At 69.9% G+C, this 24,190-nt stretch carries 18 protein-coding genes and 2 tRNA genes; 8 read left to right on the forward strand and 12 right to left on the reverse strand.

Annotated features, from left to right (window positions below; all coding sequences use genetic code 11):
• Complete coding sequence (locus D7V80_RS00265; RefSeq protein ID WP_120586260.1) at positions 1-1,761, reverse strand: SulP family inorganic anion transporter; 1,761 nt, start codon at positions 1,759-1,761, stop codon at positions 1-3.
• Positions 1,762-1,934: 173 nt separating this feature from the next.
• On the opposite strand from D7V80_RS00265, the gene D7V80_RS00270 reads away from it, so the two are divergent.
• Both D7V80_RS00270 and D7V80_RS00275 read left to right on the forward strand, forming a co-directional pair.
• Positions 1,935-3,431, forward strand: a complete 1,497-nt coding sequence (locus D7V80_RS00270; RefSeq protein WP_120586261.1) for a HAMP domain-containing sensor histidine kinase — start codon at positions 1,935-1,937, stop codon at positions 3,429-3,431.
• The gene (locus tag D7V80_RS00275; RefSeq protein ID WP_120586309.1) at positions 3,421-4,866 is read left to right on the forward strand and encodes a sigma-54 dependent transcriptional regulator; all 1,446 of its coding nucleotides are present in this window, start codon (positions 3,421-3,423) and stop codon (positions 4,864-4,866) included. Before D7V80_RS00270 ends, D7V80_RS00275 begins: the two co-directional genes overlap by 11 nt.
• A 115-nt stretch (positions 4,867-4,981) precedes the next feature.
• Here D7V80_RS00275 and D7V80_RS00280 read toward each other — a convergent pair whose 3' ends face one another.
• Positions 4,982-6,328: an amidohydrolase family protein gene (locus tag D7V80_RS00280; RefSeq protein ID WP_120586262.1), complete on the reverse strand. Its 1,347-nt coding sequence runs from the start codon at positions 6,326-6,328 to the stop codon at positions 4,982-4,984.
• A 118-nt stretch (positions 6,329-6,446) separates the two neighbouring features.
• On the opposite strand from D7V80_RS00280, the gene D7V80_RS00285 reads away from it, so the two are divergent.
• Together D7V80_RS00285 and D7V80_RS00290 are read left to right on the forward strand one after the other, a co-directional pair.
• Positions 6,447-7,508, forward strand: coding sequence for a hypothetical protein (locus D7V80_RS00285; RefSeq protein ID WP_120586263.1), 1,062 nt, complete (start codon positions 6,447-6,449; stop codon positions 7,506-7,508).
• A 34-nt stretch (positions 7,509-7,542) separates the two neighbouring features.
• Positions 7,543-8,247: a hypothetical protein gene (locus D7V80_RS00290; RefSeq protein ID WP_120586264.1), complete on the forward strand. Its 705-nt coding sequence runs from the start codon at positions 7,543-7,545 to the stop codon at positions 8,245-8,247.
• An 8-nt stretch (positions 8,248-8,255) separates the two neighbouring features.
• Here D7V80_RS00290 and D7V80_RS00295 read toward each other — a convergent pair whose 3' ends face one another.
• Positions 8,256-9,059, reverse strand: a complete 804-nt coding sequence (locus D7V80_RS00295; RefSeq protein ID WP_120586265.1) for a response regulator transcription factor — start codon at positions 9,057-9,059, stop codon at positions 8,256-8,258.
• Positions 9,060-9,170: 111 nt separating this feature from the next.
• On the opposite strand from D7V80_RS00295, the gene D7V80_RS00300 reads away from it, so the two are divergent.
• The 3 genes from D7V80_RS00300 to D7V80_RS00310 all read left to right on the forward strand — a co-directional run bounded on the left by D7V80_RS00300 (position 9,171) and on the right by D7V80_RS00310 (position 10,652).
• Positions 9,171-9,617: a hypothetical protein gene (locus tag D7V80_RS00300; RefSeq protein WP_147446947.1), complete on the forward strand. Its 447-nt coding sequence runs from the start codon at positions 9,171-9,173 to the stop codon at positions 9,615-9,617.
• 111 nt (positions 9,618-9,728) lie between these two features.
• Positions 9,729-10,367, forward strand: a complete 639-nt coding sequence (locus D7V80_RS00305; RefSeq protein WP_120586267.1) for a hypothetical protein — start codon at positions 9,729-9,731, stop codon at positions 10,365-10,367.
• A gap of 39 nt (positions 10,368-10,406) precedes the next feature.
• The gene (locus D7V80_RS00310) at positions 10,407-10,652 is read left to right on the forward strand and encodes a helix-turn-helix domain-containing protein (protein WP_233585044.1); all 246 of its coding nucleotides are present in this window, start codon (positions 10,407-10,409) and stop codon (positions 10,650-10,652) included.
• 381 nt (positions 10,653-11,033) lie between these two features.
• Here D7V80_RS00310 and D7V80_RS00320 read toward each other — a convergent pair whose 3' ends face one another.
• On the reverse strand, positions 11,034-12,632 hold the full coding sequence (locus tag D7V80_RS00320) for a cellulase family glycosylhydrolase (protein WP_120586269.1): 1,599 nt from the start codon (positions 12,630-12,632) through the stop codon (positions 11,034-11,036).
• Positions 12,633-12,813: 181 nt separating this feature from the next.
• Between D7V80_RS00320 and D7V80_RS00325 the strand changes: the two genes are divergently transcribed.
• A complete protein-coding gene (locus D7V80_RS00325; RefSeq protein ID WP_158616520.1) occupies positions 12,814-14,724 on the forward strand; it encodes a PA14 domain-containing protein in 1,911 nt (636 codons plus the stop codon).
• Here D7V80_RS00325 and D7V80_RS00330 read toward each other — a convergent pair.
• From D7V80_RS00330 to D7V80_RS00360, 8 genes are all read right to left on the reverse strand, one after another.
• Positions 14,696-15,127 (reverse strand): hypothetical protein, encoded by a 432-nt coding sequence (locus tag D7V80_RS00330; protein WP_120586271.1) that lies wholly within the window; start codon positions 15,125-15,127, stop codon positions 14,696-14,698. The two genes, D7V80_RS00325 and D7V80_RS00330, sit on opposite strands and share 29 nt — an antisense overlap.
• Before the next feature lie 409 nt (positions 15,128-15,536).
• Positions 15,537-15,613: transfer RNA gene (locus D7V80_RS00335), tRNA-Asp, on the reverse strand.
• Positions 15,614-15,626: 13 nt separating this feature from the next.
• Positions 15,627-15,698: transfer RNA gene (locus D7V80_RS00340), tRNA-Val, on the reverse strand.
• Between the two features lie 138 nt (positions 15,699-15,836).
• Positions 15,837-15,968, reverse strand: a complete 132-nt coding sequence (locus tag D7V80_RS43385; RefSeq protein ID WP_014394984.1) for a hypothetical protein — start codon at positions 15,966-15,968, stop codon at positions 15,837-15,839.
• A 114-nt stretch (positions 15,969-16,082) separates the two neighbouring features.
• On the reverse strand, positions 16,083-16,358 hold the full coding sequence (locus D7V80_RS00345) for a hypothetical protein (RefSeq protein WP_147446948.1): 276 nt from the start codon (positions 16,356-16,358) through the stop codon (positions 16,083-16,085).
• 59 nt (positions 16,359-16,417) lie between these two features.
• Complete coding sequence (locus D7V80_RS00350) at positions 16,418-19,894, reverse strand: PD40 domain-containing protein (RefSeq protein ID WP_120586273.1); 3,477 nt, start codon at positions 19,892-19,894, stop codon at positions 16,418-16,420.
• The gene (locus D7V80_RS00355) at positions 19,888-20,427 is read right to left on the reverse strand and encodes a DUF1318 domain-containing protein (RefSeq protein ID WP_120586274.1); all 540 of its coding nucleotides are present in this window, start codon (positions 20,425-20,427) and stop codon (positions 19,888-19,890) included. The genes D7V80_RS00350 and D7V80_RS00355 overlap by 7 nt, the downstream gene beginning before the upstream one ends.
• On the reverse strand, positions 20,424-24,095 hold the full coding sequence (locus D7V80_RS00360) for a hypothetical protein (protein ID WP_120586275.1): 3,672 nt from the start codon (positions 24,093-24,095) through the stop codon (positions 20,424-20,426). Before D7V80_RS00360 ends, D7V80_RS00355 begins: the two co-directional genes overlap by 4 nt.
• Positions 24,096-24,190 lie beyond the last annotated feature (95 nt).

Consider the following 24,190-nt stretch of genomic DNA (forward strand, 5'->3'; position numbering starts at 1 on the left):
CTACGGGTGCGCGGCGTGCGTGGCGCGGGCGGCAGGCTCCAGGGCCGCGGCGTGCGCGGGGTGGACGACAGGCTCCTCGATGGGCGCGGGCTGCATGAGGCCTGCCCCCAGGAGCGCACCTTCGAGCGAGCCGTGCATCCGCTTCTCGAGCAGGTGCTGCGCGAGCGGCTCGAGCGCGGCCTCCAGATGGGGCGGCACCTTCACCAGGGCCAGGTGCGAGCCGCGCACGGCGAGGAACTCCGCCAGGTACTGGAGCGTCGCCACACCGGCGGCGTCCACGAGCGACACCCGCGCCAGGTCGATGACCACGAGCTTCGCCCAGGGCGGACCTTCGACGAGGTCGTAGAGCTTGAGGTGGTTGATGAAGAGGATGGGCCCGTCCACGCGAGCGACCTGGAGGTCCAGCGCCTCGGGTGCGTTGGGTGCTTCCGGGGCCTGCATGTGCAGACCGCGCTGCAGCTGCGACGCATCCTCTACCCGCTGCACCTCCAGCCGCAGGGCGCCATGGCGCCGCACGTAGAGGAGGCTGGCCAGCGCGAGCCCGGCCCCGATGCCGACAAACACGTTGAACATGGCGATCCCCAGCGCGGTGACGAGCACCACGCCCAACGTCGACTTGGACTGATTCCACATGGCAACAAGGCCCTCCAGATTGAGCAGGCGCACCCCCACGACCAGCAGGATGGCGGTGAGTGCGGCAATGGGGATGCGCGCCACCAGCGGCGCGAGCAGCGCCATGGCCACGAAGAGCCACAGGGCATGCAGGACAGAAGCGGCGCGGGTGCGCGCACCCGCTTGAATGGAGGCGCTGGCGCGCACGATGGCGCCCATCACCGGGAAGCCGCCAAACACACCGGCGGCGATGTTGGCCAGGCCTTGCGCAACCAGGTCCTGGTCCAGATCACTGTGGGTGGTCGCACCCGTGAGCGCATCGAGCGAGCTCGTCGCGAGCAGCGAGCCGAGCGACGCGAGCAGGGCGAGGCCGAGGGCCGCCGGCAGGAGGCTCGCGAAGTACACGCCCTCGAAGGACGGCAGCGTCGGCATGGGCAGCGAGCGCGGCAGGGCGCCCACCGCGTCGTAGCCCGCGCCGAGCGAGACCATGAGCACGGTGCCGATGGTCAGCCCCACGAGCACCGCGGGGATACGCTTGTGCACCCGGGGCAGGCCCACCATGGCCAGCGCCGTGAGGGCTCCGGCGGCGACCCCGAGCCAGCCAATGCGCTCGCCCCAGGTGCGCTCCAGCACGAGCGCCACGGCGTTCGTGTGCGTGTCCTCCACCGCGAACAGCCGCGGCAGCTGCGTGTTGAGCAGCAGGAGCCCGATGCCCACCGTGAAGCCCATCACCACCGGCCGGGGAATGAGCCGCGCGAACCGTCCGGCGCGCACGAGCCCCAACGCCACCTGCATGACGCCCGCGAGCACCGTGGCGATGGCGAGGCCCGTGGCCCCATGGACCGCCACGATGGCCGCGGCCATGGGCAGCAGCGCTGCTTCGGGGCCCGTGACCTGGTAGCGGCTGCCACTGAGCAGCCCGCCCACGATGCCCGCCACCACGCCGGAGACGAGCCCCACGCTCGCGGGCAGCCCCGCGGCGGTCGCGAGCGCGACGTTGAGAGGAAGTGCGACACACGCCACGCTCAAGCCCGCGGCCGCGTCGGCTGGCAGGCTGCTGGGCTTTACCATCTCGCGCCAGCTGTGGATGAGCTCGCCCGCACGCCGGGTCGAGAAGGGTCGCTTGGAGAGAGCGGTCGTCGAACGCATGGTCGACGGCGTCTTTCAGATGCCGTGCCAGACGCCGTGTCAGAGGGGCGGAGGCCTGCGCTGTCGGTCCACCCCAGCAGCCACCCTGTCGGCTGGAACCAACACTGTTGGGACCGACAGACGGCGTGCGAAGTGACGGGCTGTGCGCACGGACGCGCGTTAGATTGCGCGCCATGTTGGTGCTTCGACTGCGCGCCCGGCTCCTGTTGTCCTACGCGGTGGTCACCGCGCTGCTGGTGGCGGCGTTCTCACAGATGGCCGTGGGCCTCATGCGCACCCACGAGGTGGTGGCGAGCGTGGGCCAGCAGGAGCTGGCCTCCTTCGAGCGCGAGCAGCGGGTGTACGTCGCGGCCTGGGCGCTCGAGCTGGCGGTGCGGCGCGGAGTGGTGGCCTGCGAGCAGCGCGACAGCAGCGCGGCTGACGTGCACCGTGCTGTCGCCAGCGCACGCCAGGAGCTCCAGACCGCGCTCGGCGCCGGGACGGTGCAGCTCGATGCAGGCATCCGCGCGAGTGCCCAGGACTATGTGCAGTACGCCCTGCAGTTGGAGCAGGCCGGCACCTGTGAGTCGATGCTGTCGTTCCCCCTGCGTGAGCGGCGGCTACAGCTGGATGAGGTCCTCACCACCGTGTGGTCCGAGCGCACGCGGGACATGCGCCTGGCCATCCAGGCGAAGGAGGACCATGCGCGTGGCATCGGCTCGACGGCGCTGCGCACCGGCGGACTCTTCGGCCTGCTGGGCATCCTCGCCGCGGGAGCGCTCGCCTTGTCGCAGGCGCGCGCGGTGTCGAACTCGGTGGCGCTGCTCTCCACGCATGCGCGCCGCATTGGCCAGGGGGACTTCAGCCCGCTGCCCCCCTTGCGCGGGCCCGAGGAGCTGCGCGCTCTCTCGCTGGACCTGGACCGCATGCGTGGGCGCCTGGCGGAGCTGGATCAGCTCAAGAGCGCGTTCGTGGCCTCGGTGTCCCACGACCTGCGCACGCCGCTGGCCCGGGTGCGCGAGGCCCTCTCGCTCCTGGCGGATGGCAGCACGGGCCCCCTGACGCAGCAGCAGGCCCGCGTGGTGAAGCTCGCCCAGGCGGCGTGCGAGCGTGAGATTCGCATGGTGACCTCCGTGTTGGACCTGTCGCGCGTACAGTCCGGCCAGCCGCTGCAGCGCAATGCCGGCGCCTCGGTGGACCAGATCGTCCAGAGCGTCCTCCGGGACCTCGCCTTCGAAGCGGATGAGCGCAAGGTCCAGCTGGTGTACGACGCAGCCCCCAAGCCCGTGCGTGCGCCCATCGATGACCCTCTTGTCGAGCGTGCCCTGTCCAACCTGGTGAGCAACGCCATCTCCGTCTCCAGCGCGGGCAAGACGGTGCGCATCACGTGTGAGCTGGTGAGCCGCAAGCGCCCTGGCGCCGCCAGCACCGTGCCCGCGGTCCAGCTGTCCGTCGCGGACCAGGGCCCGGGCGTGCCCGCGCACGCGCGCGAGTGGATCTTCCGGCCCTTCGCGAGCCTGGAGGTGGGCGGGCGCCGCAGCACGGGGCTGGGCCTGACCATCGCGCGTGAGATGATCACCGCGCACGGAGGGGAGCTGTCGCTCGAGGAGACGTCCGGGCCTGGCGCCACCTTCACCTTCTGGATTCCCCTTGAAGACCCCGCCTCCCCTGGAGCCCGCCTTGACGCCTGAGCCCATTGCCCAGCAGCCCCATGTGCTCCTGGTGGACGATGACCTCCAGCTCGCGGAGCTCATGTCCATGCGGATGACTTCACGCGGCTACCGCGTGACCGTGGAGGGCGAGGGCAGGAGCGCCCTGCGCAGACTCGCGCAGGAGCGCGTGGACGCGATGGTGTTGGACCTGCGTCTGGAGGACATGGATGGCATGGACGTGCTCCGGGCCGCGCGGCAGCGTGCCCCCGAGCTGTCCGTCATCATGCTCACCGCGCACGGCTCCATCGAAACCGCGGTGCAGGCCATGCAGGAGGGGGCCTACGGCTTTCTCACCAAGCCGTTCCACGACCACGAGCTCATGCAGAAGCTCACGCACGCGCTCGAGCGCTCGCTGCTGCGCCAGGAGGTGGCCGAGCTGCGGCGTCGCATGGGTGAAGAGGGCGAGCCCCTGCTCCTGGGCATCAGCGACGCCATTTCGCGCGTGCGCGAGCTGATTGCCCGCATTGCCCCCACGGACGCCACCGTCCTGCTCACCGGCGAGAGTGGCACCGGCAAGGAGCTGGCGGCGCGGATGCTCCATGTGCTGTCGCGCCGCAACGCGGGGCGCTTCGTCGCCGTCAACTGCGGCGCCCTTCCGCCGGAGCTGCTGGAGAGCGAGCTGTTCGGACACGTGAAGGGCGCGTTCTCCGGGGCCGTGCGCGAGCGCGAAGGCCTGTTTGGCGCGGCCAACGGCGGCACGCTGTTCCTGGATGAGATTGGCGAGGCGTCCCCGTCCGTGCAGGTGAAGCTCTTGCGCGTGCTGCAGGAGCAGCGGCTCACTCGCGTGGGCGCGGACGTGGAGGAGTCCGTGGACGTGCGGGTGGTCGCCGCCACCAACCGGGACCTCTCGGAGGAGGTGGCCGCGAAGCGCTTCCGCCAGGACCTCTACTTCCGGCTGCACGTGGTGCCCATCGAGCTGCCGCCCCTGCGCGAGCGGCTCGAGGACATCCCGTTGCTCGCGCAGCTCTTCCTGGAGCGCACGGCGAACCGCTATGGCCTGCGTCCGCCGCGCCTCGCGCCCGCGACGGTGGAGCTCATGCAGCGCTACAGCTGGCCGGGCAACGTCCGGGAGCTCATCCATGAGATGGAGGCCGCGGTGCTCCTGGCCGGCGCGGACGAGCTTCAGCCGCGACATGTGCCTCGCCTGGGGCAGGCGCTGGAGCGGCCCCCGGCCGAGAGCTCGCAGCTGCCTGGCATTCCAGGCGGGACCGCGGACCTGCCCTCGCTGCGCGAAGCCCGTGATGCCTTCGAGCGCGCCTACCTCGCGGAGGCCATGCGCCGCTGCAACGGCAGTGTCAGTGCCGCGGCTCGAATGGCCGGGCGCAACCGGAGCGACTTCTACGACCTGCTCAAGCGGCACGGTCTGTCCGCCGCTGACTTCAAGGGAACCTCCGAGGATGGGCCCACACGCTGAGCCCACCTGTCGGACGCGGAGCTTCCGCGCGCGCTCGCGGGCACTTCGGGAAGGTCAGGGGAAGTCGAGGCGGTGGCCTACCTTGCACGCGCGGGGGTGGAGCTGGCGCCTTGACTCACTTCGTTTGAGCGCGGGCGTCCACGACCACCTGCCCGTCCTTCATCACGAACCGGACCTGCCTCAGCGCCCGGATGTCCTTCAGCGGATCCCCCTCCACCGCGAGCAGGTCCGCGAGCTTGTCCGGCCCCAGCGAGCCAAGCTGGTCCTGCATGCGCAGCAGCTCCGCCGCGTTCACGGTCGCGGCGCGCATGATGTCCACGGGTTTGAGGCCCGCTTCGGCATAGGCGACGAACACGTTCACGCTGGCCTGGCCTCGCGACTGCCCCGGCATCACGAGGTACATGTCCGAGCCGGCGGCGATCCGAACCCCCGCCGCCACCGCACGGCGGAGGCGCTCCTGGGCCCTGGCCATGGCCTTCTTGCAGCGCTCCTTCCGCTGACGCTGGCGCTCCGCATCGCCGCCCTGGGCCTCGAAGGAATCACATACGTCCATCGGGCCATCCGTCGGGACCAGGAAGATGCGCTTGCGGACCATGGGCGCCAGCACGTCATCGGGGAGGGAATACCCATGCTCGATGGAGTCGACGCCCGCCTGGACCGCGATGCGGATGCTCTCGTCGGTGGTGGTGTGCGTCGCGACCGGGCGCTTCTTGCGGTGGGCCTCCTCGACGATGACCTTCAGCTCCTCCAAGGAGAGGAGGTTGTGTCCGTTGTCGACGATGACCTTGATGCAGTCCGCGCCGTCCATGAGGGCCTGCCGCACGGCGCGCCGGGCGTCCTCCACGCCGGAGAGGGTGACGTACTCCTGCTCGATGAGGGACTGAGCCGGAGGCTGGAGCGTGGGGAACTGCCCGCCCTGGGGCGCGAGCGCGCGGGTGCAGGCGGAGATGCGCGGGCCCTGCACCCAGCCACGCTGGATGGCGTTGCGCAGCGCCACGTCGCCGTTGACCCCTGAGTTGCCGACGTCGCGCACCGTGGTGACACCCGCCTCGAGCAGCTCGCGGCCCAGCTTCGCGCCCAGGAGCGCGCGCTCGGCCGTGCTGCTCTGGGCGACGGAGGCGAGGAGGCTGTCGCCTCCGTTCTCCGGGTCTACGTCCAGCAGCAGGTGCGAGTGCGCGTCGATCAACCCGGGCAGCAGGGTGACGTCCCCCAGGTCGATGACCCGTGTTCCCGAAGGGATGGAGAGGCCGGTGCCCACGGCCTGGATGCGCACGCCTTCGATGATCACGACCGCATCCGGAAGGATGCGCTCACTCTTCCCGTCGAAGAGCCGGGCGGCACGGAGGGCGGTGCGCGTGGGCTTCGCGGAGGAGGGCGCCTGGCCCCATGACGGCAGGGAAGCGCCGCACAGGAGGAGCGCGCCAGCGACAGTCGTCAGCAGGCTTCGGGAACGGGAGGGCAAAGCGTGGCTCCTGGGTACGCTGACGTATGCCGGTGACGATAGGCGCACATTGCGCTGGTGTCGGCGTTGCAAATCCAGGGAAATGCAGGCGAGCCTTACGCAGTTCCCGGGAGAAACCATGGGCAAGATAAAGACGACCTCCTCCATCAAGCAGGCCAGGCAGTCGGTGCAGAACAATCCGATTGCCTCCAAGGCCCAGGTGCAGGCGCAGGCCAAGCCGAAGAAGGAGCCGGCCCTCAAGCCGCCTCCGGACCACAAGGTCTTCACGGACGGCTTTGGCGGCGCGGTGTACGGCTCCAAGAACCCGGGCAAGACGCTGAAGCTGGACGACGGCAAGGCCCTGACGAACGAGCACCAGCGGCTGGCGGGCATCGAGGCGAATGCGCGCACCGAGGGGGTGAAGGGGAAGACGGCGGGCGGCGCGGGCCTGAGCAAGAACACCAACTTCTTCGCCACGTCCTTCGGTGCGGTCCACACGCAGGGGGCCTACACGAAGTCGGCGGGCTCCAACGTGCCGCCGCCGGATGCGATGAAGCGCATGTACCACCCCAACGTGCACGACCTGACCAATGACGGCAAGCGCGTGTCCGTCAGCGGGATGAATGACACGACGACGAAGACGCCCGGCTACTCGTACAGCGGCTCCAAGGTCGCGGGCTCGGATGATTTCGGCCGCACCCCCCAGCGCAACGCGCTGCAGGCCGGAGCGCCCGCGGAGGCCCGGTACTCGAAGGCCGATCCGCCCAAGGTGGACTTCAACACGACCTTCGCGCACAGCGAGCAGTCCGACGCCGCGAGGCTGATGGCGCCGGGCGCGGCGAAGGACATCGCCGCGTCCTTCAAGGGCACGCTGCCGCCGGGCTCGAAGATCCACGCGGTGACGTACAGCGGCCACACCACGCGCTACACCTGCGCCAACTGCGAGTACACGACGAGCCACCTGGCGAAGAACCCGAACCTGTTCCGCAAGGACCTGAGCACGGAGCTGCAGGCGCAGGGCTTCCAGGTGCCGAAGGACGGCGTGCGCCTGTTGCCCATCATCTCCGCCCACGAGAAGACGGCCGGCGTGCGGCAGAACCCGCAGACCCCGCGCCGTCCGCTGGAAGCAGGGGAGGTCGACCTCAAGGACCTCGCCGGCAAGGGCAAGTTCATCGAGACGCCGCTCGCCAACGTGAAGTGACCCGCACGCGCCCTCCTTCCAGGACTCCCTTTCGATGATGACCTCTTCCGAAAATGAATCGCTCCGCCACCTCGCGGACTGCCAGACGCCGGAGTACGGCGCGGTGTCCGTGCATGGCGCCACCTGCACCGACGACGGCTGCCTGTGCGACACCGTGAACCTGAAGGTGACCGCGGGCGGCGAGCAGAAGGCCCTGACCCTCACCGCTGACGGCACCTTGTTGGATGACGAGCTGCGCCCCGCCGAGGATCGCTGGGGCGGCGTCGTGCGCGCGGCGTCGCAGGCGCCCGGCTTCCAGGAGGGCTTCGACACGCTGGTGACCCAGCGCCGCGCGCAGGTGCTCGAAGCGATGGGCCGGCTGGAGGGCGCCTTCGAGGTGCAGCTGCCGGAGTCGCTCCTGGGCGAGGGCGCGGACCTGGAGCGCGACATCCTGGGCCGCGTGGAGCTGGACGGGCAGCGCTACGCCTGGCGGATCGAGCTGTGCTCGGACCCCGGGTGTGAGTGCGAGAACCTCTTCCTGGTGGTGTGGCTGCCCGGAGAGCCCAAGCGCGCCGTGTTCGCCATCACCGCGGACGGCCGCTGGATGGTGGAGCAGGCGGGAAACCCGGCCCTGACCATGGACGCAGTGGAAGGAGCGCTGGTGGCCACGGAGGCGTTCCAGGCGCTGCTCGGCCAGATGCGCGTGGAGCGCATCCTCCAGAAGTACCACCGCTCCTTGCGCGGGCCCTCGGCCGTCTGAGCCGGGGCCTACTGCGCCCTCGCGCCAGGGCCCCGGCCCTGGCTGCCGAGCAGTCTTGCGATGAGCGCCGTCCGGGACTGCACGCCGAAGCGCCGGTAGAGGGTCTTCGTGTACTGATTCACGGTGAAGCGGCTGATGCCGAGCCGGGCCGCGATCTGCTTGTCCCCCAGCCCCTGCAGGAGCAGCTCCAGCGTCTGGCGTTCGCGCGGCGTGAGCCGCACGCCCGGGGCCTCCTCCCTGGTGGGCTCCGGCAGGCCTAGCAAGGCCCCGCATTCGGCGTGGAACAGGTGCAGCAGCTCGCGGTCCGCTTCATCGAAGGGGCGTTCGCTCCGCCCACGGTAGATGCCGATGCCCCGCACCGCTCCCGGCACCTCGAACCAGCGGAGCGAATACACCGAGTCGTCGAGGTGCGTCGGCCGCAGGTAGTGCTCGACGTAGGGCGCGCCGTACCAGTCCCGGTCTCCGACGAGCTCCCGCCGCAGCGCGGTGACCACGGCGCCGGGCACCGGAGGCCGCTCCATCAGCGAGTGGATGCACGGGTTGCAGGCGCTGCCCATGCTCTGGAGCGCCTCGAGCGCGGGCCGCGCGGCGCCGTCCCAGCCCTCCAGGACGGCGGCCGTGAAACCTCCGCGACCTCCCGGTCTGAAGTCACACTCCAGCACGCAGGCCCCCGCATCGGCGCCCAGGATGCGGCACATGCCGGAGAGCAGATGCCGCGTCCGCTCCCCTTGCCGCTCGGGCAGTTCGTGCGCCTCGTTGACCAGGCGGACCAGGACACGGACCTGCGAACTTCGAAGGTTGCCAGCGGCCATCTGACCTCCAGGATCGCTCCCAGGGAGCATGTTCCCTAATTTTAGCGAATTGCTGGTTGGGCTGCTTGAAGTGAGAGTTTGCGCGAATCACCCACCCCAGGAGCGAAGCTCATGACGAGGCAATTCAAGCAGGCAATTCTCACGATGCTGGTCCTCATTCCGCTCGCGGCGACGGCCCGCTCCGTGCCCGCGAGCATTGGCAGGCCCGTCACCTGGAGCGACGGCTCCTGCTTCTTCATGTCATACAGCACCATGTACAATGGCTGTTCGACCCGGAGGAGCTTCGAGATTCCCCTGACGTCCGACAGCTCCGGCAACAAGACGGTGGTGGTCACCGCCCTGGGTGCCACGTCTGCCAACAACGTGGGCTGCATGGCGATTGGGATGAATCGCGAGGCCACCCTCTACTGGGGCGGCACCCGCAAGTGGCTGCCTGCCTTCGGCACGGCGCAGTTCATCACGCTGACCGACGCCTACATTCCGGCCTATGGATACCTGTACACGAACTGCCTCGTGGACCCGGGTGGCCAGATCAACACCGTCGACCACAATGGCTAGCAGGAGCCGGATGCATCCATGATTGTCGGAGCAGGGTGCCCGCGTACTCGTGGGCACCCTGGTTCATAAGGCATGACAAGGAATTGGATAGGGGTCTGCGCGGCCCTGTTCGTGGGACTGCTTTCCTACGGCGTGTCCCGGCTTACCGGCGCGAGCGACGTGAATGCACGGGAGTCCGGTGCGCGCGAAGCCACCGAGTTGCAGCGGTTGAAGGCGCAGGTCCGCGAGCTCGAGGCCTCGGTCGCCCACACCGAGCGCCTGGCGCGAGAGGCCCAGGTGGCAAGCCGGGCCATGGGCCCGCGCGTGGGCACGCCCATGGCGCCAGGGCCGGCCTCCGTGGCCATGGGGCCGCCCGACGCGGGCCTCTCCATGGAGGGGGAGGACCTGGCAGCGGTCCCCCCGGAGCCGACGCCGGACGAGGCGGTCGCGCGGATGGACGCGCGCTTCTTCGGTGAAGGCGTGGACCCTGTCTGGAGTCATGACGCCACACGGCGCGTGGAGCGGCTTGGCGCGGTGCTGCCTCAGGGCGCGCGCATCGTGTCCCTGGAGTGCCGCAGCTCCATGTGCCGGCTCCAGATGTCCCATCCGAGCCAGGACGCCTTCCAGAAGTTCCTTCGCGAAGGCCTGATTGATGACGCGAACGCGTGGGAGGGGCCGTTCATGGCCGCGCTCACGGGCGCTCCGGGACGGCCAGGAGAAGTCGAGGCGGTGGCCTATCTTGCACGGGGGGGAGTGGACCTGGCGCCTTGACTGACGGAGGCGCTCCCGGGCATCCGGAGGCGGGCTCTCATGCTGAGCCCGCCTCCGGATTTCGTGGGGCGCTATCGGGGGGAGAAGGTGCCCTCGCTGCGCGAAGCCCGTGATGCCTTCGAGCGCGCCTACCTCGCGGAGGCCATGCGCCGCAACAGCGGCAGCGTCAGCGCCGCGGCTCGAATGGCCGGGCGCAACCGGAGCGACTTCTACGACCTGCTCAAGCGGCACGGACTGTCCGCCGCTGACTTCAAGGGATCATTCGAAGGCGGGCCCTCGCGCTGAGCCCGCCCGTTGGAGCACCGGATCGAATACACCGAGTCGTCGAGCTGGGCCGGCCGCAGGGAGTGCTCGACGTATGGCGCGCCGTCCCCGGCTCGCCGGCACGCGCGACGTGAATGCATGGGAGGCCGGTGCGCGCGAAACCACCGAGTCGCAGCGGTTGAGGGCGCAGGTCCGCGAGCTCGAGGCCTCGGTTGCCCACTCCGAGCGACTGGCGCGTGAGGCCCAGGTGGCGGCCCGGGCCACGGGCCCGCGCGTGGACACGCCCATGGCTCCAGATCCGCCCTCCGTGGCCCCTTGCACGGGCGGGCGCGGAGGGCCCCCACGCCCAAGACAGGTGACGGCGATGCCGTGGCAAAGCGCGGCTGGCAGGCCTGGGGACGCTCAGGGGCTCTCCGCCGCCGCCAGCTGCCGGAAGTGCGCCTGGACCAGAGTGCCGGCGTCGTTGCCCGGCGCCGAGCATCCCTGGGTGAGGGTGGTGGGCTGCCAGGACACCAGGTCATTCACCATGCTGCCGGGAACGTCGAAGGCGTGGCCCAGCAGGCCGATGCGGTGCTCCTTGAGCCAGGCGAAGAAGTCCGGGATGCGCGCCTCCGTGCCCGTCTTGCAGGTCGAGCTGTTGGCGTTCCATTCGGTGGCGATGACGGGGTGCGTGGCGGTGAGGTAGCCGAAACGGGTCTCCCAGTTGGCCTGATCCGCCGCGAGCGTCGCGTTGTTGGCGATGTGGAAGTAGTACGGGTGCACCGCGTACATCAGACGCGGCGGGACGAGCGTGTCCGTGAGCAGGGGCATGCCCTGGAGCTTCCCCGCGTAGTTGGCGCCATCCGCGATGAGCACCTGCGTGGAGCCCAGCGCGCGCACGTGGTTCACCAACTGCTGATAGCCCACGGCGGGCACGCCCAGGTTGGACAGCGGCGTGGTGCCGCCGTTCTTCCACTGCTCCCACGCGGCGGTGGTGACGTCGTTCTGGGGTTCGTTGAAGAGCTCCAGCATCACGTCCGGATCCGCCTTCAGCTCCGGCACCAGGGTGGACCAGGCGCGCAGCGTGGCGGCGGAGGGCAGCGGGTGCACGTCCCCGCACGAATAGAACTGGTCCTGCATGGAGACGATGACCACCAGCCCCAGTGAGCGCGCGAGCTGCACGCCCGCCTTCACCCGGTCCACGTAGGATTGGCGGAACAGCGGATCCTGCGGATCCAGGCCCGCCTGGCTCACCTGGAAGCGCACGGTGTTGGCGGCCCACGCGTCACGCGCGGCGAGCAGCTCCGCCTGACCGAAGGCGTTGCGCGCGTTGCGGGGGACGTTGCTCGGGTTGGCGCAGCCGTCGGGCGCGAGCACGCCCACCATGTTGAAGCCCCGGGGCAGGAAGGGCTTGCCGTCGCGGACGAGCTGCTTTCCGTCCACGCCCATCCCGCGCACGCCCGTGTCCAGGGCGATGTCCAGGTGGTTGAAGTTGAAGCCCGCCGTGTCCGCCACCACCTGAACGGAGTGGATGTTGGCGCCCAGCGTGAAGCTGCCCAGCGGCACCGTCATCCACGACTGCGCCCCGGTGGCCTGCGTGAAGCTCACGGCGGGACGGGTGTAGCCGTCGATGATGAGATGCAGCGTCTTGGTGCCCGTGACGCCGGACGCGACGCGCGCCTTGAAGCTGTACGTGCCCGCCTGGGTCACCTGGATCGTGTAGCCCAGCCACTCGCCCGCGGCGATAGACGTCACGTTGTATCCGCCGCCCACGTCACTGGTGGCCTCGAGGTCCACGTCGCCCGCGCGGTACACACCGCCCGAGTTGCCCGCCGTGGTGTCGTGGTAGCCCACGCCCTCGCCGCCCGTCTTGTAGTCCTCCGCCTGGATGCGCGCGGGCACGGGGACGGCCAGGGACTGGACCTGGGTGGAGGGCTGCTCGGGAGCCGGGGTGTCCTCGGGAGCGCAGCCTGCGAGGAGCAACAGGGACGCAAGGGAAGTCCACGCGGGACGATGGTTCATGGGCGTACTCGGGCACAACGGGAGAGGGGCGCGGCCGTCGCGGCTCACGCAGGGCTCCGGGAGAGCCGACCCCAGAAGGCCCTGAATGCCTTGATACAGTGTCAGATGGAAATACTGCTTTTCAATGGAAGTTCATTTATGTTCGGAGTTCTTGACTCCGCCGCTGATCAAGGTGCTTTTCATGAGCAGAGCGATGTTCCCCCTCCGGGCCCTCTCCGTCTTCTCCCTCTCCCTCCTCGCGGCCTGCCAGGGCCCCTCCACCGAGGAGGACGACGACCTCGAAGCGGGTAGGGCGGCTGCGTCGGCGCTCGTCTCGTCGAGCGTGTCTCCCAGCAGCGACGTCGCCATGAGCGGCATCTGGGCGGGTGGCGGAAGCACGCCCATCTACGGCCTGATGGATGACGGGGTCTCCTTCGCGGCGAGCGATCGTGGCGGCACGTTCGCGCGCAGCGCCCCCGCGCGGGCGTCCTCGACCCTGACGTTGGGTTATCAGGACACCGCGAAGTCCGGCGGCGCCTCGACGGTCGTCGTGAACTACGACGGGTGGGCAATCAATGGCGGTGCCGGCTCGCTCGTCGTGAAGCTCTACGACGGCGCGACCTTGCTCGCCACCGGTCCTGCCCACGCGCTCACCACCAGCCCCGCGAACTTCAGCGATACCTTCACCAACCTGGACGTCGTGGACGCCCGGCAGCTCCGCACCGAGCTCGTCTTTGAGAACAGCGCGGCAGCTGGCTCGCTGGTGTCGTCCATCATCTGGCTTGACGTCACCAGCCGCCGCGGCACCGGGCTCCAGGGGCAGTACTTCAACAGCATCGACCTCACCGGCGCCCCGGTGAACCGCGTCGATTCCACCGTTGACTTCAATTGGGGAGCGGCTGCGCCCCTCTCCGGCGTCGGCGCCGATGGCTTCAGCGCGCGCTGGACGGGCAAGGTCAGCGCCGACCACTCGGAAACCTATACCTTCTATACGACCAGCGACGATGGCGTTCGCCTGACCGTGAACGGCACGCGCCTCATCGACAACTGGACGAACCACGGCGCCGTCGAGAACTCCGGGACCCTCGCCCTCCAGGCCGGCGAGTCCTACGAGCTCGTACTCGAGTACTACGAGAACACGGGCAACTCCGTGATCAAGCTCTCGTGGTCATCGCCCTCGACGCCGAAGGGCGTCATCCCCCAGGAGAACCTCTTCCCGGGTCCCGTGAGCACACCGCCTCCGGTCACGGTGCTGGCCTGTCCCACGGGCTTCACCCGCGAGCTCTTCCGCGACGACTTCGACGGCAATGCGCTCGACGACTCGAAGTGGAACGTCATCCAAGGCAACAACAGCCCCAGCAACGGCCCGTTCACGCAGCTCACCAAGATGCTCCGCGCCAACGTGAAGGTGGAGGGCGGCAGGTTGAAGGTCTCCTCCAAGCGTCACTGCCAGGATCCGTATCCCAACATCACGGCGGAGCACCCTGCCCAGTGCGCGGGGACGAACTACTACTCGGGCGCGTGGCTGAGGGGAAAAGACACCTTCGCTCCGGGCAAGGGCGTGATGGCCTTCCACGCCAAGATACCGGCGCCCATGCCGGGCACGTTCCCTGCCCTCTGGGCCCGCAACAGCTTTGGCGATGCGCGCTATGGCGAACTCGATCTCATCGAGACCTGGTGGGACAGCCCCAAGGGCACGGTCAACAATCCCAACAAGTTCTCGATCACCACGCACCTCGGCTCGAGCCCGATGATCCACACCTCGGGTAACGAAGTGGGCCCCTTCGCCAATCTGGTGACCGCATTCCACGTCTGGGAGGTCGAGTGGGACGCCACCGTGGTTCCGGCGGTCGCCAGGTACTACTACCGGGACAGCCTGGGGTCCTCGCGCATCCTCTTGCGGACCGTGAACCACCAGACCGCCGGCTTCAACGGGAGGGTGACGGACGAGGCGTTCCGCACGGCGCTCGCCGACGGATGGCGTCCCTACATCGACTTCGCCGTGCAGCCGGACGACCTCTGGCACGTCGGGCCGGACACTGCGGTGACCTATGACCCGGATGACCTGGAAGTCAATTCGGTCATCATCTGCGCCCCTGACGCAACTCCGTAGTCAAGGCAGAGGCGTCTCCATCGGCTGGCGGCCCCCGGCGGGTTGCCAGCGCCCGGCGCAGCATCGTTTCCGTCCATTCGAGTTCTTCTCGGGACAGCCCTGCCCCCATCCACACGAAGCCCTTCTTGTGCTCGATGACGACGGCCAGACTGCGGAAGGACTCTTCATCCGTCTCACGGATGTCGATGTCCTCGATTTGCGGCGCTGGGATCCGGGTGACGTCTCCCGGCTTTCCGCTCCTGGTGCGCGAATACTCAATCCCCCGTGAAGAGGCGACGAGCGACCACCCGGTCGTGATCTCCCGGATGACACTCCACAGGAGAAGTCCTCCCAGGGAGAGGAAGACGACGAGGGCGATCAGCGGATCCCTGGAGACGAGCTGCCGGAGGCCGAACGTTCGCACCCAGAGCAGCCCGAAGATGGCGGGTCCACCTGCGGCGATGGCAAGCGCGATGCCTGCTCAAGAGGCGCGTCTCCTTGTTGAGCAGCGCCTTCCAGTTGGACGTCAGTTGGTGGGCCGCCCACGCGCCGACGGAGAGCGCCATGGCCCATGCCTGCCATGTGTTCCAGAGAAGGGGCACGAAGAGCGCAACGCCGGGGAAGGAGAGCGCCGCGACCAGTGCACCCCCGCACACCCTTTTCTTGAGGGGCGTCACGGCATGCTCAATGGTCAAGTGCGGGCCGACGGCAGCTAAACGCTTCACCGGCCACTTACGCCCCCATGCAGCCAGGCTGCGCGATGACCACGCCGAGGAGAGAGGACGGCCAGAAAAGCGAAAGGCCCGGAACCTTTCGGTTCCGGGCCTCTCTAGTGGCGAGGAGTACGGGACTTGAACCCGTGGCCTCCGGCGTGACAGGCCGGCGTTCTAACCAACTGAACTAACTCCCCACAAAAATCTATATGGGCGGAACAGGGATTGAACCTGTGACCATCGCCTTGTAAGGGCGCCGCTCTACCGCTGAGCTATCCGCCCCTGCGCGGCCCCGCCGTGACTCAGTGAGGCGGCTTGTACCGTCCTCGTTCGGCCCCGTCAAGCATCTGTTTTCGAGCCCCCTTCGACACGTTCCGCTCCCTCGGAAGGGAGCGGATCCGGCGGGCGCGGATCCGCTTGCTACCCGGCCCGCACCTTCCATCGCCGCACGCGGCGGCGGGAGCGGGGAATCATCACCACGGCGCCCACCAGCAGGGCCACCGGCACGAACACCAACATCGTCTGCATCATCGCCTCCATGCCCGACAACATACGGAGGCCCTCTGACATCCTGACGGGGAGTTCGTGACTTTCAGGAAACGACACTTCAAGCCGCCGGGTTTCCGGCCGTCCTGGCGGGCAGGGGGGCGGACTGACGGTGAGGAACTATTCGCCTCGGGGAGGACCGCCCCGGCCGCCGTGGCCCGGGCCGTGGGAGCGACGCTCCGATTCCAGGAGCGTGCGGGCCTGGGACTTCTGGGCATCCGTCAGGACCTGCTCGGCCTCCTGGTACGCCGCCAGGTCGTTGGCGCGGAGCTGCTCGAACAGACCGCGGGCCTGCTCATGGGCGGCCGGGTCCTGGGCGGACGGCATGCCCTGGGGGCGGTCCGGCGGCGCGGGCGGGTGCCGTTCAGGCCCGGGCTCCGGGCTGACACGGTGCAAGGTGCTCCCGCCATGTGCCGCGAAAATGTCCCGCGCGTTACTGAATGTGTTTGCCGCCGCTATTCGGCCGCGGTCCGGACTTCCACCGGCGCGGCGGGCTTCTGCGCCGAGGCAGGGACCTTGCCGTCGAGCGCGAGGTAGATGTTGAACCACGCGAGGTACGCGCGCCAGGCCGGGTCGCGCTGCTCGATGAGCGTCCGCCGCGCCTGTTCCATCCGCTGGGGCACGTCGAAGGGCATCCGCGTCTTGTCCTCGGATTGCAGCTGCGCCGCGAACCAGAGCACGTCCAATTGGCCCGCATCGACCGGCGCGTGCGTGCGCGCCATCAGCGAGTCGGCGTGCTCCAGCGCCTTGCCCAGCCACTGCGCCGCCTGCGCCGGGTCGCGGCGGTCCACGGCGTTCTCCGCCAGCCGCAGCTCCGCCAGCGTCACCGCGCGGATGTCCTCGTCGCGGTCCAATTCGTCGAACTGCTCCAGGAACAGGGCGCGCCGCTGCTCCAGCGCCCGGGCGGCGGCGTCCATGCGCCCCAGCCGCGTCTCCGCGTTGGCGCGCAGCCCCGCGGCGATGATGCGATACGCGCGCTGCACGAACTTGGGCGTGGCGTGCGCCTGCTTCAGCGTGGCCCGCACGGCGGGCGTCGCCAGGTCCCGGTCCACCTGGTCCAGGTCCTCCAGCGCGCGCTGGGGCTGGTCCGCGCCCAGCGCCGCGCCGCAGCGGGCCAGCCGCACCACCAGCCGGTTGCGCAGGCCCTCCTCGTCACGGGGGCCGGCTTCGATGCCGGGCAGCGCGCGGTCGTAGAGCGCCAGGGCCCGTTCGAACCGGCCCGCGGCCAGGTTGTAGAGCGCCGCGCGGTCCGTCACCAACGGGAGGAACCGCTCCATCTTCGGTGTGGCCTCCACCGTGGCCAGGGCCTTGTCCGCCGCCTGCGCGGCCTCCGCCTCGCGATTGACGTGCAGGAGCGCCCGGGCCCAGGCGAGGGAGACCGACAGTCCCGCGCCGTTGTCCGTGTAGGGCAGCTTGTCCCGCTCGTCCAGGTAGCCCAGGGCGATGTGGTAGTTGCCCACCTGCGTGTGCAGCAGCCCCAGCGCGCCGAGGATCATGGCCTTGTAGCGCGCGTTGTTGCGCACCAGGTCCAGGGCGACCAGGTAGTGCCGGTTGGCGCGCTCGGCGGCGGCGGGGTTGCGGCCTCGCAGGAAGTCCTCGTGGTGGATGGCCCCCATGAGGGCCTGCACCTCGCGCTGGTTCTTGAGCTCCTGCCACGCCGCGCGCAGCTCCGCGAGGCCGGTCTTCACCGCCTGGGCATGGGCGTCGTCATCCAGCTTGGACAGCCGGCGCGTCGTCACGTAGGCCTTCACGAAGTGCGAGAGTGATTTGGCCTTGCCCGGCACCTCCGTGGTGACCTCCTTGATCACCACCTCGGGAGCGACGCCCGCGCGCAGGCGCAGGCTCATGGACTCGACCGCGCTCTCCAGCGAGCCCGTCCTGCGCGTCACGAGGTCGAAGTCCGCGCGCGCCTCGTCCATCCGGTCCCGCGCCATGCGGCGGTAGGCGCGGCCCATCAGCGCGCGGCGGAACAGCCGCTCCGCCCGGCGCCGCTCCTCGGTGCCGGCCGGCGCGTCGTCGACGTAGAGCGTCGCCAGGGCCTCCATCACTCCGTCGGCGCCCAGGCTCGCCGCGCGCTCGGCGGCGTCCTGCACCACCATGCGGCGGCGGAGCGGATCCGTCTGCTGCTTGTAGAACGCGATCAGGGCGTCCCGGACGGGGCGGGGAGGGCGCTCCTCGTTCAACGCATTGACGTGGCGGCCCAGCTCCAGGGCGAACGCATACGGCGTCCCCGGGGGCTCCGCCGCGAGCGCCTGGGCCATGGCGGCGTCCGCCTCCGCGTAGGGGCGTCCCCGGTACAGGGCGCGGACCGCGCCGCGCGCGAAGTCGAGCTGGTCGTCCTGCTTGAAGACCTTGTTCCGGGAGAGCTTGATGCCTGCGGCGACCAGCGCCTGCCGGTCATCGAGCTCGCGGTACAGCGCGTCCGCCTGTTCGTACCAGCCCTCCAGCACCGCGCGCGGCGTGGTGTCGGTCAGCTGGGCCGCCTCCAGCTCCTGGCGGGCGAGCGTGAAGTCGCCGGACGACTGCGCCAGCTCGCTGCGCACGACGTGCAGGTAGACGGCGGCGGGCGGGCTGGGCGCGGTGGCGGGGTCCAGGGCCGCCATGCGTTGGCGTTCGGCCTCCTGCAGCTCGTCCACCATGCGGCCCCGGTCGCGCTCCTTCAGGGCCTTCCGGTGCGCGATGAGGATGCGCAACGGCTCCGACAGCCCGGCGGTGACGGGGTCGTCCACCTTCGGCATCTGGCGGGCGTAGAAGTCCGCCGCGTCGAAGTCGCCGTAGGCCAGGTGCAGCTGGCTCAGGCGCATCATCAACAACCGGCGGAGCTTGGGCCGGGTCTCGAGCAGCAGGCGCTGGCGGTAGAGGATGAGCTGATCCGCGCGCCGGCCCACCATGCCCAGCTCCTCGCTGAGGCGCTTCACGTCCCAGCCGCCGGGCACCTGGCCATCCAGCGGCAGTCGATACACGTCCAGCGACTGGCCCCGGGAACAGGTCGAGATGAGCGACACGGCGGTGGGGGCCGGGTACTCGCAGTTCCAGGCCTCGCTGGTGAGCTGGTCCGGGCTGGCGGCGGCGGCCTGGGCGGGCGCGTCGTCGCGGTCGGAGGCGAAGGGCACGCGGAACAGCACCCCGCTGTCGCTCGCGTCAATCACCCCGTCCCCGTTGGAGTCGGTGAAGAACTGCACCACGTACAGCGAGCGCCCGTCGCGCGCGAACACCGGCTGGCCCGTCTGCCCCGGGATGTCCAGCGTCAGCGGGACGGGGGCCGCGCCGGGCACATCCAACCGGACGGCCTCCAGGTGCGGCGCCGCTCGCGCGGCGAAGCCCGGCCCCACCGCCTGCACGGAGCGTTGGACCGGGACGTACACCAGCCAGCGCCCATCCGGAGAGAAGGTGGGGCTGGTCAGGTTGCGGTCGAGCAGCGGCGTCACGTGCCACCCGGCCCCGAGCGCCACCTTCGACAGCCGCAGGTCGCCCTGGATGGTCGCGCGGCTCACCAGCGCGATGTGCGTGTCGTCGATCCACTCCGCTTGCAGCGCGCTGAGCTCCTCCTCCAGACAGCGGCGCTCCTTGGCCTCGGGCAGGTCCCTCACGCAGAGCTGGCCGCCGGCCTGGGTGCGGAACGAGATGTAGAGCAGCTGCTTGCCATTGGGGCTGATGCGCGGCCACGTCACGTCCGCGCCTTCGTCGAAGAGGCGGCGCTCGCGGCCCTTCTCCAGGTCCTGGAGGAATATCTCCGTCGCGATGTCCCGGTTGGACACGAACAGCAGCGAGTTCTCGTCGGGCCCCAGCTGTCCCAGGAACTGGTCGCCCATGCCCACCGTGAGCCGCTCGGGCAGGACCATGCCTCCGTCGTTCTCGTCGTCCTGGGCCCAGGCTCCGCCCGCGACGAGCACGGCCAGGGCCAGGAGCCAGCGGCCAGGGCGCGTCAGCACTTCTTCTCTCCCCAGGTGCCGTCCTCGGCCTCCACCCAGCCGCCGCAGACGACGCCTTCCGCGTGCGCCTGGCGCCAGTTCTGGCGCAGCGTCGCCTCCGGCACGCCGGGGCGCACGGTCTTCATCCACTGCCACAGCTGGCGCCGGGCCCGGTTCACCCGCTCCACCAGGGCGGTGTCATCCGCGGACACGCGCCCGGCCGTGCACTGGCGCCGGGTGACCACCAGGAGCCCGTCCTTGCCCTCGCCCACGCAGTGGCGCCGCACCAGGTCGTCCATGCGGTCCGCCTGCGTCTTGCCCAGGTTCTCCACCAGCGGCGGAGGCTGGATGCCCAGGTCCTCCAGCTGGTTGGGCGTGAGCGGCACCGGCGTGGGGTTCATGCCCGCGCGCGCCAGCCGCTGCTCCACGTCCTTGTACGAGCCCGCGGCCTGCTCCTCGAGCGCGGTCGCCCGGTCCACCATGACGATCTCCGGTGCGCTGATGCACCCGGAAGCCGCGAGGGCGGCCACGAGCAGCAACCCACGGTGTCTCATTGCAGGGCCTCTGGAGGGGTCATGGAAGTGATGAGGCGGTCGACGATGGGGCCCAGGGGGATGCCCCGGATCTCGTTGATGCTGATCAGCCGGGCCAGGCCGCCCATGGTGATGAGCAGGCTGCCGAAGCCCTGCTTGAAGCTGACGCGCACGTGTTCCGGATACCCCACGCCCAGCGCGTAGCGGACGCGGTTGGTGGCGGGGTCCGTGTGGTGCGGATCCTCCAGGTCCAGCAGGTCCAGCAGGTGCCGGTTGCCGATGCGCAGAATCTCCGCGCGCCCGTTGATGCTGCGGTCCCTGGCGGAGATGACCATGGCGGCGTTGCCGTCGAAGGGCTCACCCCGGGAGGACTTCACGCCCGTCACCCGCACGTGGGTCTCCAGCGTGGAGTTCTTGCCCTGCCAGTCCAGCATGCACTGGCCGGTGATGCGTCCTCCTCGGACGCCCATCTCCAGCTGGCTCATGGAGAACACGTTCTGGTTGATGGCCAGGTTGCCCGCCAGCGGCGCGATGGTCACCCACGGCGTGGTGATGCGGTCCGCGGACATGAAGCCGCTGCGCGTGAGCAGCGGGTGCTGATCCGCGAAGCGCAGCATCGAGTACGGATTCACGTCCAGGTCGTTCAAGAGCCGCACGCCGTCCTGGGAGACCTCCACGTTCTCCGTCAGCGGCACGTCGCCGTTGAGGGCCTCCACCACGATGCCGGACTCGGGCATCCGCACGTTCACGTCCTGGAGCTTGAGGTTGGAGGAGGTGCGGAAGACGGCCAGGTCCGGCGACGCCACCCGGAAGTCCACCGTGACCTTGCCGCTGCCTTCGACCTGGCCGGGCCGCGCGAGGTGGGCCAGGTCCTGCTCCAGCGAGCCCCGGAGCCCCATGCGCTGCTGCTCATTGCTCAGGTCGAGCCGTCCCCGGACCTTCAGCAGCGTCTGGGTGCCGCCATTGGACAGCTTCAGGTCCGGGATGCGGATGACGCCGGTGGGCTTGCGCACGACGGAGAACGACGCCTCCACGTCCTGGACGGGGTAGGGCAGCGCCGGCTTCTGCTCCATCGAGCGGACCTTCACGAGCTGCTTCAGCTCGATGTCCCCCTTCTCCCATTGGTCGGTGAAGGTGGCGGCGCTGTCGCTGGACAGGTCCGCGAAGGTGAACCGGCGGTCGTTCATGCTGACGGTGAGCTTCTCCACCGCCAGGGTCGTGCGGACGGTGCGCTGGGAACCCTCGGCATGGGACTCGCCCTGCCAGCGCAGCGCGGGCACGTGGATGGTCTGGTCCGCCTGCTTCCAGCGCACGCCGCGCAGGTCCATGTGGGCCTTGCCCTCGAAGCTGGCGGCGCGCGGAGGCATGGGGGCCAGGCGGAAGCTGCCGTCGGAGCCCAGGTGCGTGATGAGCCCGGTCAGGGTGCCGTGCAGCTCGCCGGTCATCGCCAGCTTGGAGGGGTCTACCTCCGGGGGCACCCGCGCCTTCGCCAGCAGCGGCGACAGGGGGCCCAGCGGCGGGAAGTCGCCCTTCACGTCCATGCGGAGCGCGCGGGCCTTCGGGTTGAACGCCAGCGCCGCGTCGGCTGCGACCTTCAGGCCCTCACGGCCGTTGAGCCCCAACTTGAGCGAGAGCTTGCGGCGGTCGACGTCGAACGTCAGCGTCTGGTGCTGGGTGCCCGCGTCGGTCTCTCCAATGCGCAGCCCTTCGACCTTCAGGTCCACGTCTCCCTTGTGCTTCCACGCGTCTCCCTGGGAGCGCAGCGCGAGGGTGGTGCTGGCGGCCGAGATGTCGTCCCAGCCGGGCTTCCCCAGGCGCAGCTCCGTCTGGTGATCCACGCGCGGCGAGGGCGCGAAGAGGGCCGTCAGTCTGCCTTTGGAGGTCAGCGCCACGGCGAGCTGCTTCCAGGGGAAGCGTGCGGCGACGTCATCCGGGATGAAGGGCCGTGCCATGACGAGGTCCGGCAGCGAGGCGTCCAGCGTGTACGCCACGTCGTCGATGCCCTTCGTGGCGTCCAGCGATGCGTGCAGCGTGCCCACGTCCAGCTCCAGCCTTGCGCGGGCCTTGCTCAGCCGTGGCTCCTCCATCGTGGGGAAGGCGTCCGTCACGTGGAGCTGCACGCGCGCGGGCCCCTTCAGCACCTCGCGGCCCTCGGCGGTGACCCGCAGCGCCTCCACGGGCAGGTCCGCCTTCAGCGCGAAGGGGGGCTTCGCCGTCAGGGGTAGCTGGAGGTTGAAACCCAGGCGCTCCGCCAGCGCTCGGTATCCGGAGGCGCGGACGTCCAAGGCTTCCACCCTGGCGGACAGGGCCGCGTCCCCCGCGACCCTGAAGGGCGAGGCGAGGTCGGGCCGCAGCTGATGCCCCGTCAGCTCGCCGGAGGCCTTCGGAACGCGGAGCGGCGTGGCGCCCCCGACGTCCAGCCCCTGGAGCGCGAACGCGATCCGTGCGGCCAGTCCCTGGGGGGCATCCGGGGTCGCCGTCAGTGAGATGCGCCCCTCGCCAAGCTCCACCTTGAGCGCCTGCTGCACGAGGAGGAGCTTCGCCACGTCGACGTCCAGCCCGAGCCGGCCCTGGGCTCCCAGCTGGGGCATGTCGCTGAGCGTGACCTCCCGGGCCTCCAGGTGCACCTTGCCTCGCTCCAGGGAGAACGGGCGCAGGTCCTCGGGGATCCATCGCATCAACCGTCCGAGGTCCACGTCCGCCAGGGCCTGCGTCAGGACCGGTGCGATCTCCGCCGCGTCTGGCAGCACCACCTGGGCCTGGACCTCGGCGCTGTCGGTCAGCTGCGTGCGCGCCAGCTCGATGGTGGTGTGTTGCTTCTCCGTGTCGAACTTCGCTGTCACCGCGCCGTGCAGCAGTGAGCGGAGCGTGAAGCGCGGATCGAAGGTCTGCTTCGCGACGTCCAGGTCCACCTTCACGTGCGCGGCGCCCGTGCTGGCTTCCACGGACAGGGCCAGCTCCAGCAGGGCCTCGGCGGCGGGCGCTTCACGGTTCAGCGTCAGGGCCAGCGGCTTCCCGGGTTTGCCGAGGTCCACGAGGAGCTTCCAGCTCTTGTCCTGGGGCGTCGCTTCGATTCCGGCTTCAAGTCCGCGCAGCGACCAGCGGTCCACCACCGCGCCGCCCTGGACGCGGACATAGGTCAGCGACACGTTGGACAGCTGGATGCTCGAGACGGGGAACGAGGAGGCGAAGAGGTTCGCGACCTGCCGGGAGGTTCCGGGGGACACTTCCTCCACCGGTTCGGGCTCCGGCGGTCCGGTCAGGTTCGTGAGCGACGTGGTCCCTTTTTCATCCGCCACCAGGACCACGGTCGCGTCGCGCACCGCCACCCGCTCCACCCGCACCGGTCCGTTCACCAGGGCCCCGAACGACCACGCGGCCTCCAGCGTGCCGACGCGCACGAACTCGGGCGCGACGTCCTGGAACGGCGGCGGGGTCCACACCACCAGGCCTTCCATTCGCAGCCCGGAGAGCACGTCGATCCGCGCGGTCTGGTAGTCCAGCCGCACGCCCGAGGCCGCTTCCACCTGCGAGACGACGTGCGACTTCAGCCAGGGGTGGTCGAGGTGGTGGAGCGCGGTCACGACCGCGATGAGGAGGAGGACGAACGTCGCGAGGAGGATCAGGGCCGCGCCCGCGATGATTCGCGTCAACCGCCGACGAGGCCGCTCAGCACCGGGGGAGTCCATGATGTTCCGTCGAGGCGACCGGCCCGCCTCCTCCTACCATGCGGCGGAATCGGGCTTCAATCCGCGCGCATGCCTCGCGAGCCGGACGGCGTCGT

Source organism: Corallococcus sp. CA054B, from assembly GCF_003611625.1.
GTDB classification, from domain to species: Bacteria; Myxococcota; Myxococcia; order Myxococcales; family Myxococcaceae; genus Corallococcus; species Corallococcus coralloides.

Bases quoted from the DNA above. Each gene is read 5' to 3' on its own strand.
- D7V80_RS00265 (WP_120586260.1), bottom strand. From the start codon at position 1,761: ATGCGTTCGACGACCGCTCTCTCCAAGCGACCCTTCTCGACCCGGCGT.
- D7V80_RS00270 (WP_120586261.1), top strand. From the start codon at position 1,935: ATGTTGGTGCTTCGACTGCGCGCCCGGCTCCTGTTGTCCTACGCGGTG.
- D7V80_RS00285 (WP_120586263.1), top strand. From the start codon at position 6,447: ATGGGCAAGATAAAGACGACCTCCTCCATCAAGCAGGCCAGGCAGTCG.
- D7V80_RS00290 (WP_120586264.1), top strand. From the start codon at position 7,543: ATGATGACCTCTTCCGAAAATGAATCGCTCCGCCACCTCGCGGACTGC.
- D7V80_RS00295 (WP_120586265.1), bottom strand. From the start codon at position 9,059: ATGGCCGCTGGCAACCTTCGAAGTTCGCAGGTCCGTGTCCTGGTCCGC.
- D7V80_RS00300 (WP_147446947.1), top strand. From the start codon at position 9,171: ATGACGAGGCAATTCAAGCAGGCAATTCTCACGATGCTGGTCCTCATT.
- D7V80_RS00310 (WP_233585044.1), top strand. From the start codon at position 10,407: ATGCTGAGCCCGCCTCCGGATTTCGTGGGGCGCTATCGGGGGGAGAAG.
- D7V80_RS00320 (WP_120586269.1), bottom strand. From the start codon at position 12,632: ATGAACCATCGTCCCGCGTGGACTTCCCTTGCGTCCCTGTTGCTCCTC.
- D7V80_RS00325 (WP_158616520.1), top strand. From the start codon at position 12,814: ATGAGCAGAGCGATGTTCCCCCTCCGGGCCCTCTCCGTCTTCTCCCTC.
- D7V80_RS43385 (WP_014394984.1), bottom strand. From the start codon at position 15,968: ATGTTGTCGGGCATGGAGGCGATGATGCAGACGATGTTGGTGTTCGTG.
- D7V80_RS00355 (WP_120586274.1), bottom strand. From the start codon at position 20,427: ATGAGACACCGTGGGTTGCTGCTCGTGGCCGCCCTCGCGGCTTCCGGG.
- D7V80_RS00360 (WP_120586275.1), bottom strand. From the start codon at position 24,095: ATGGACTCCCCCGGTGCTGAGCGGCCTCGTCGGCGGTTGACGCGAATC.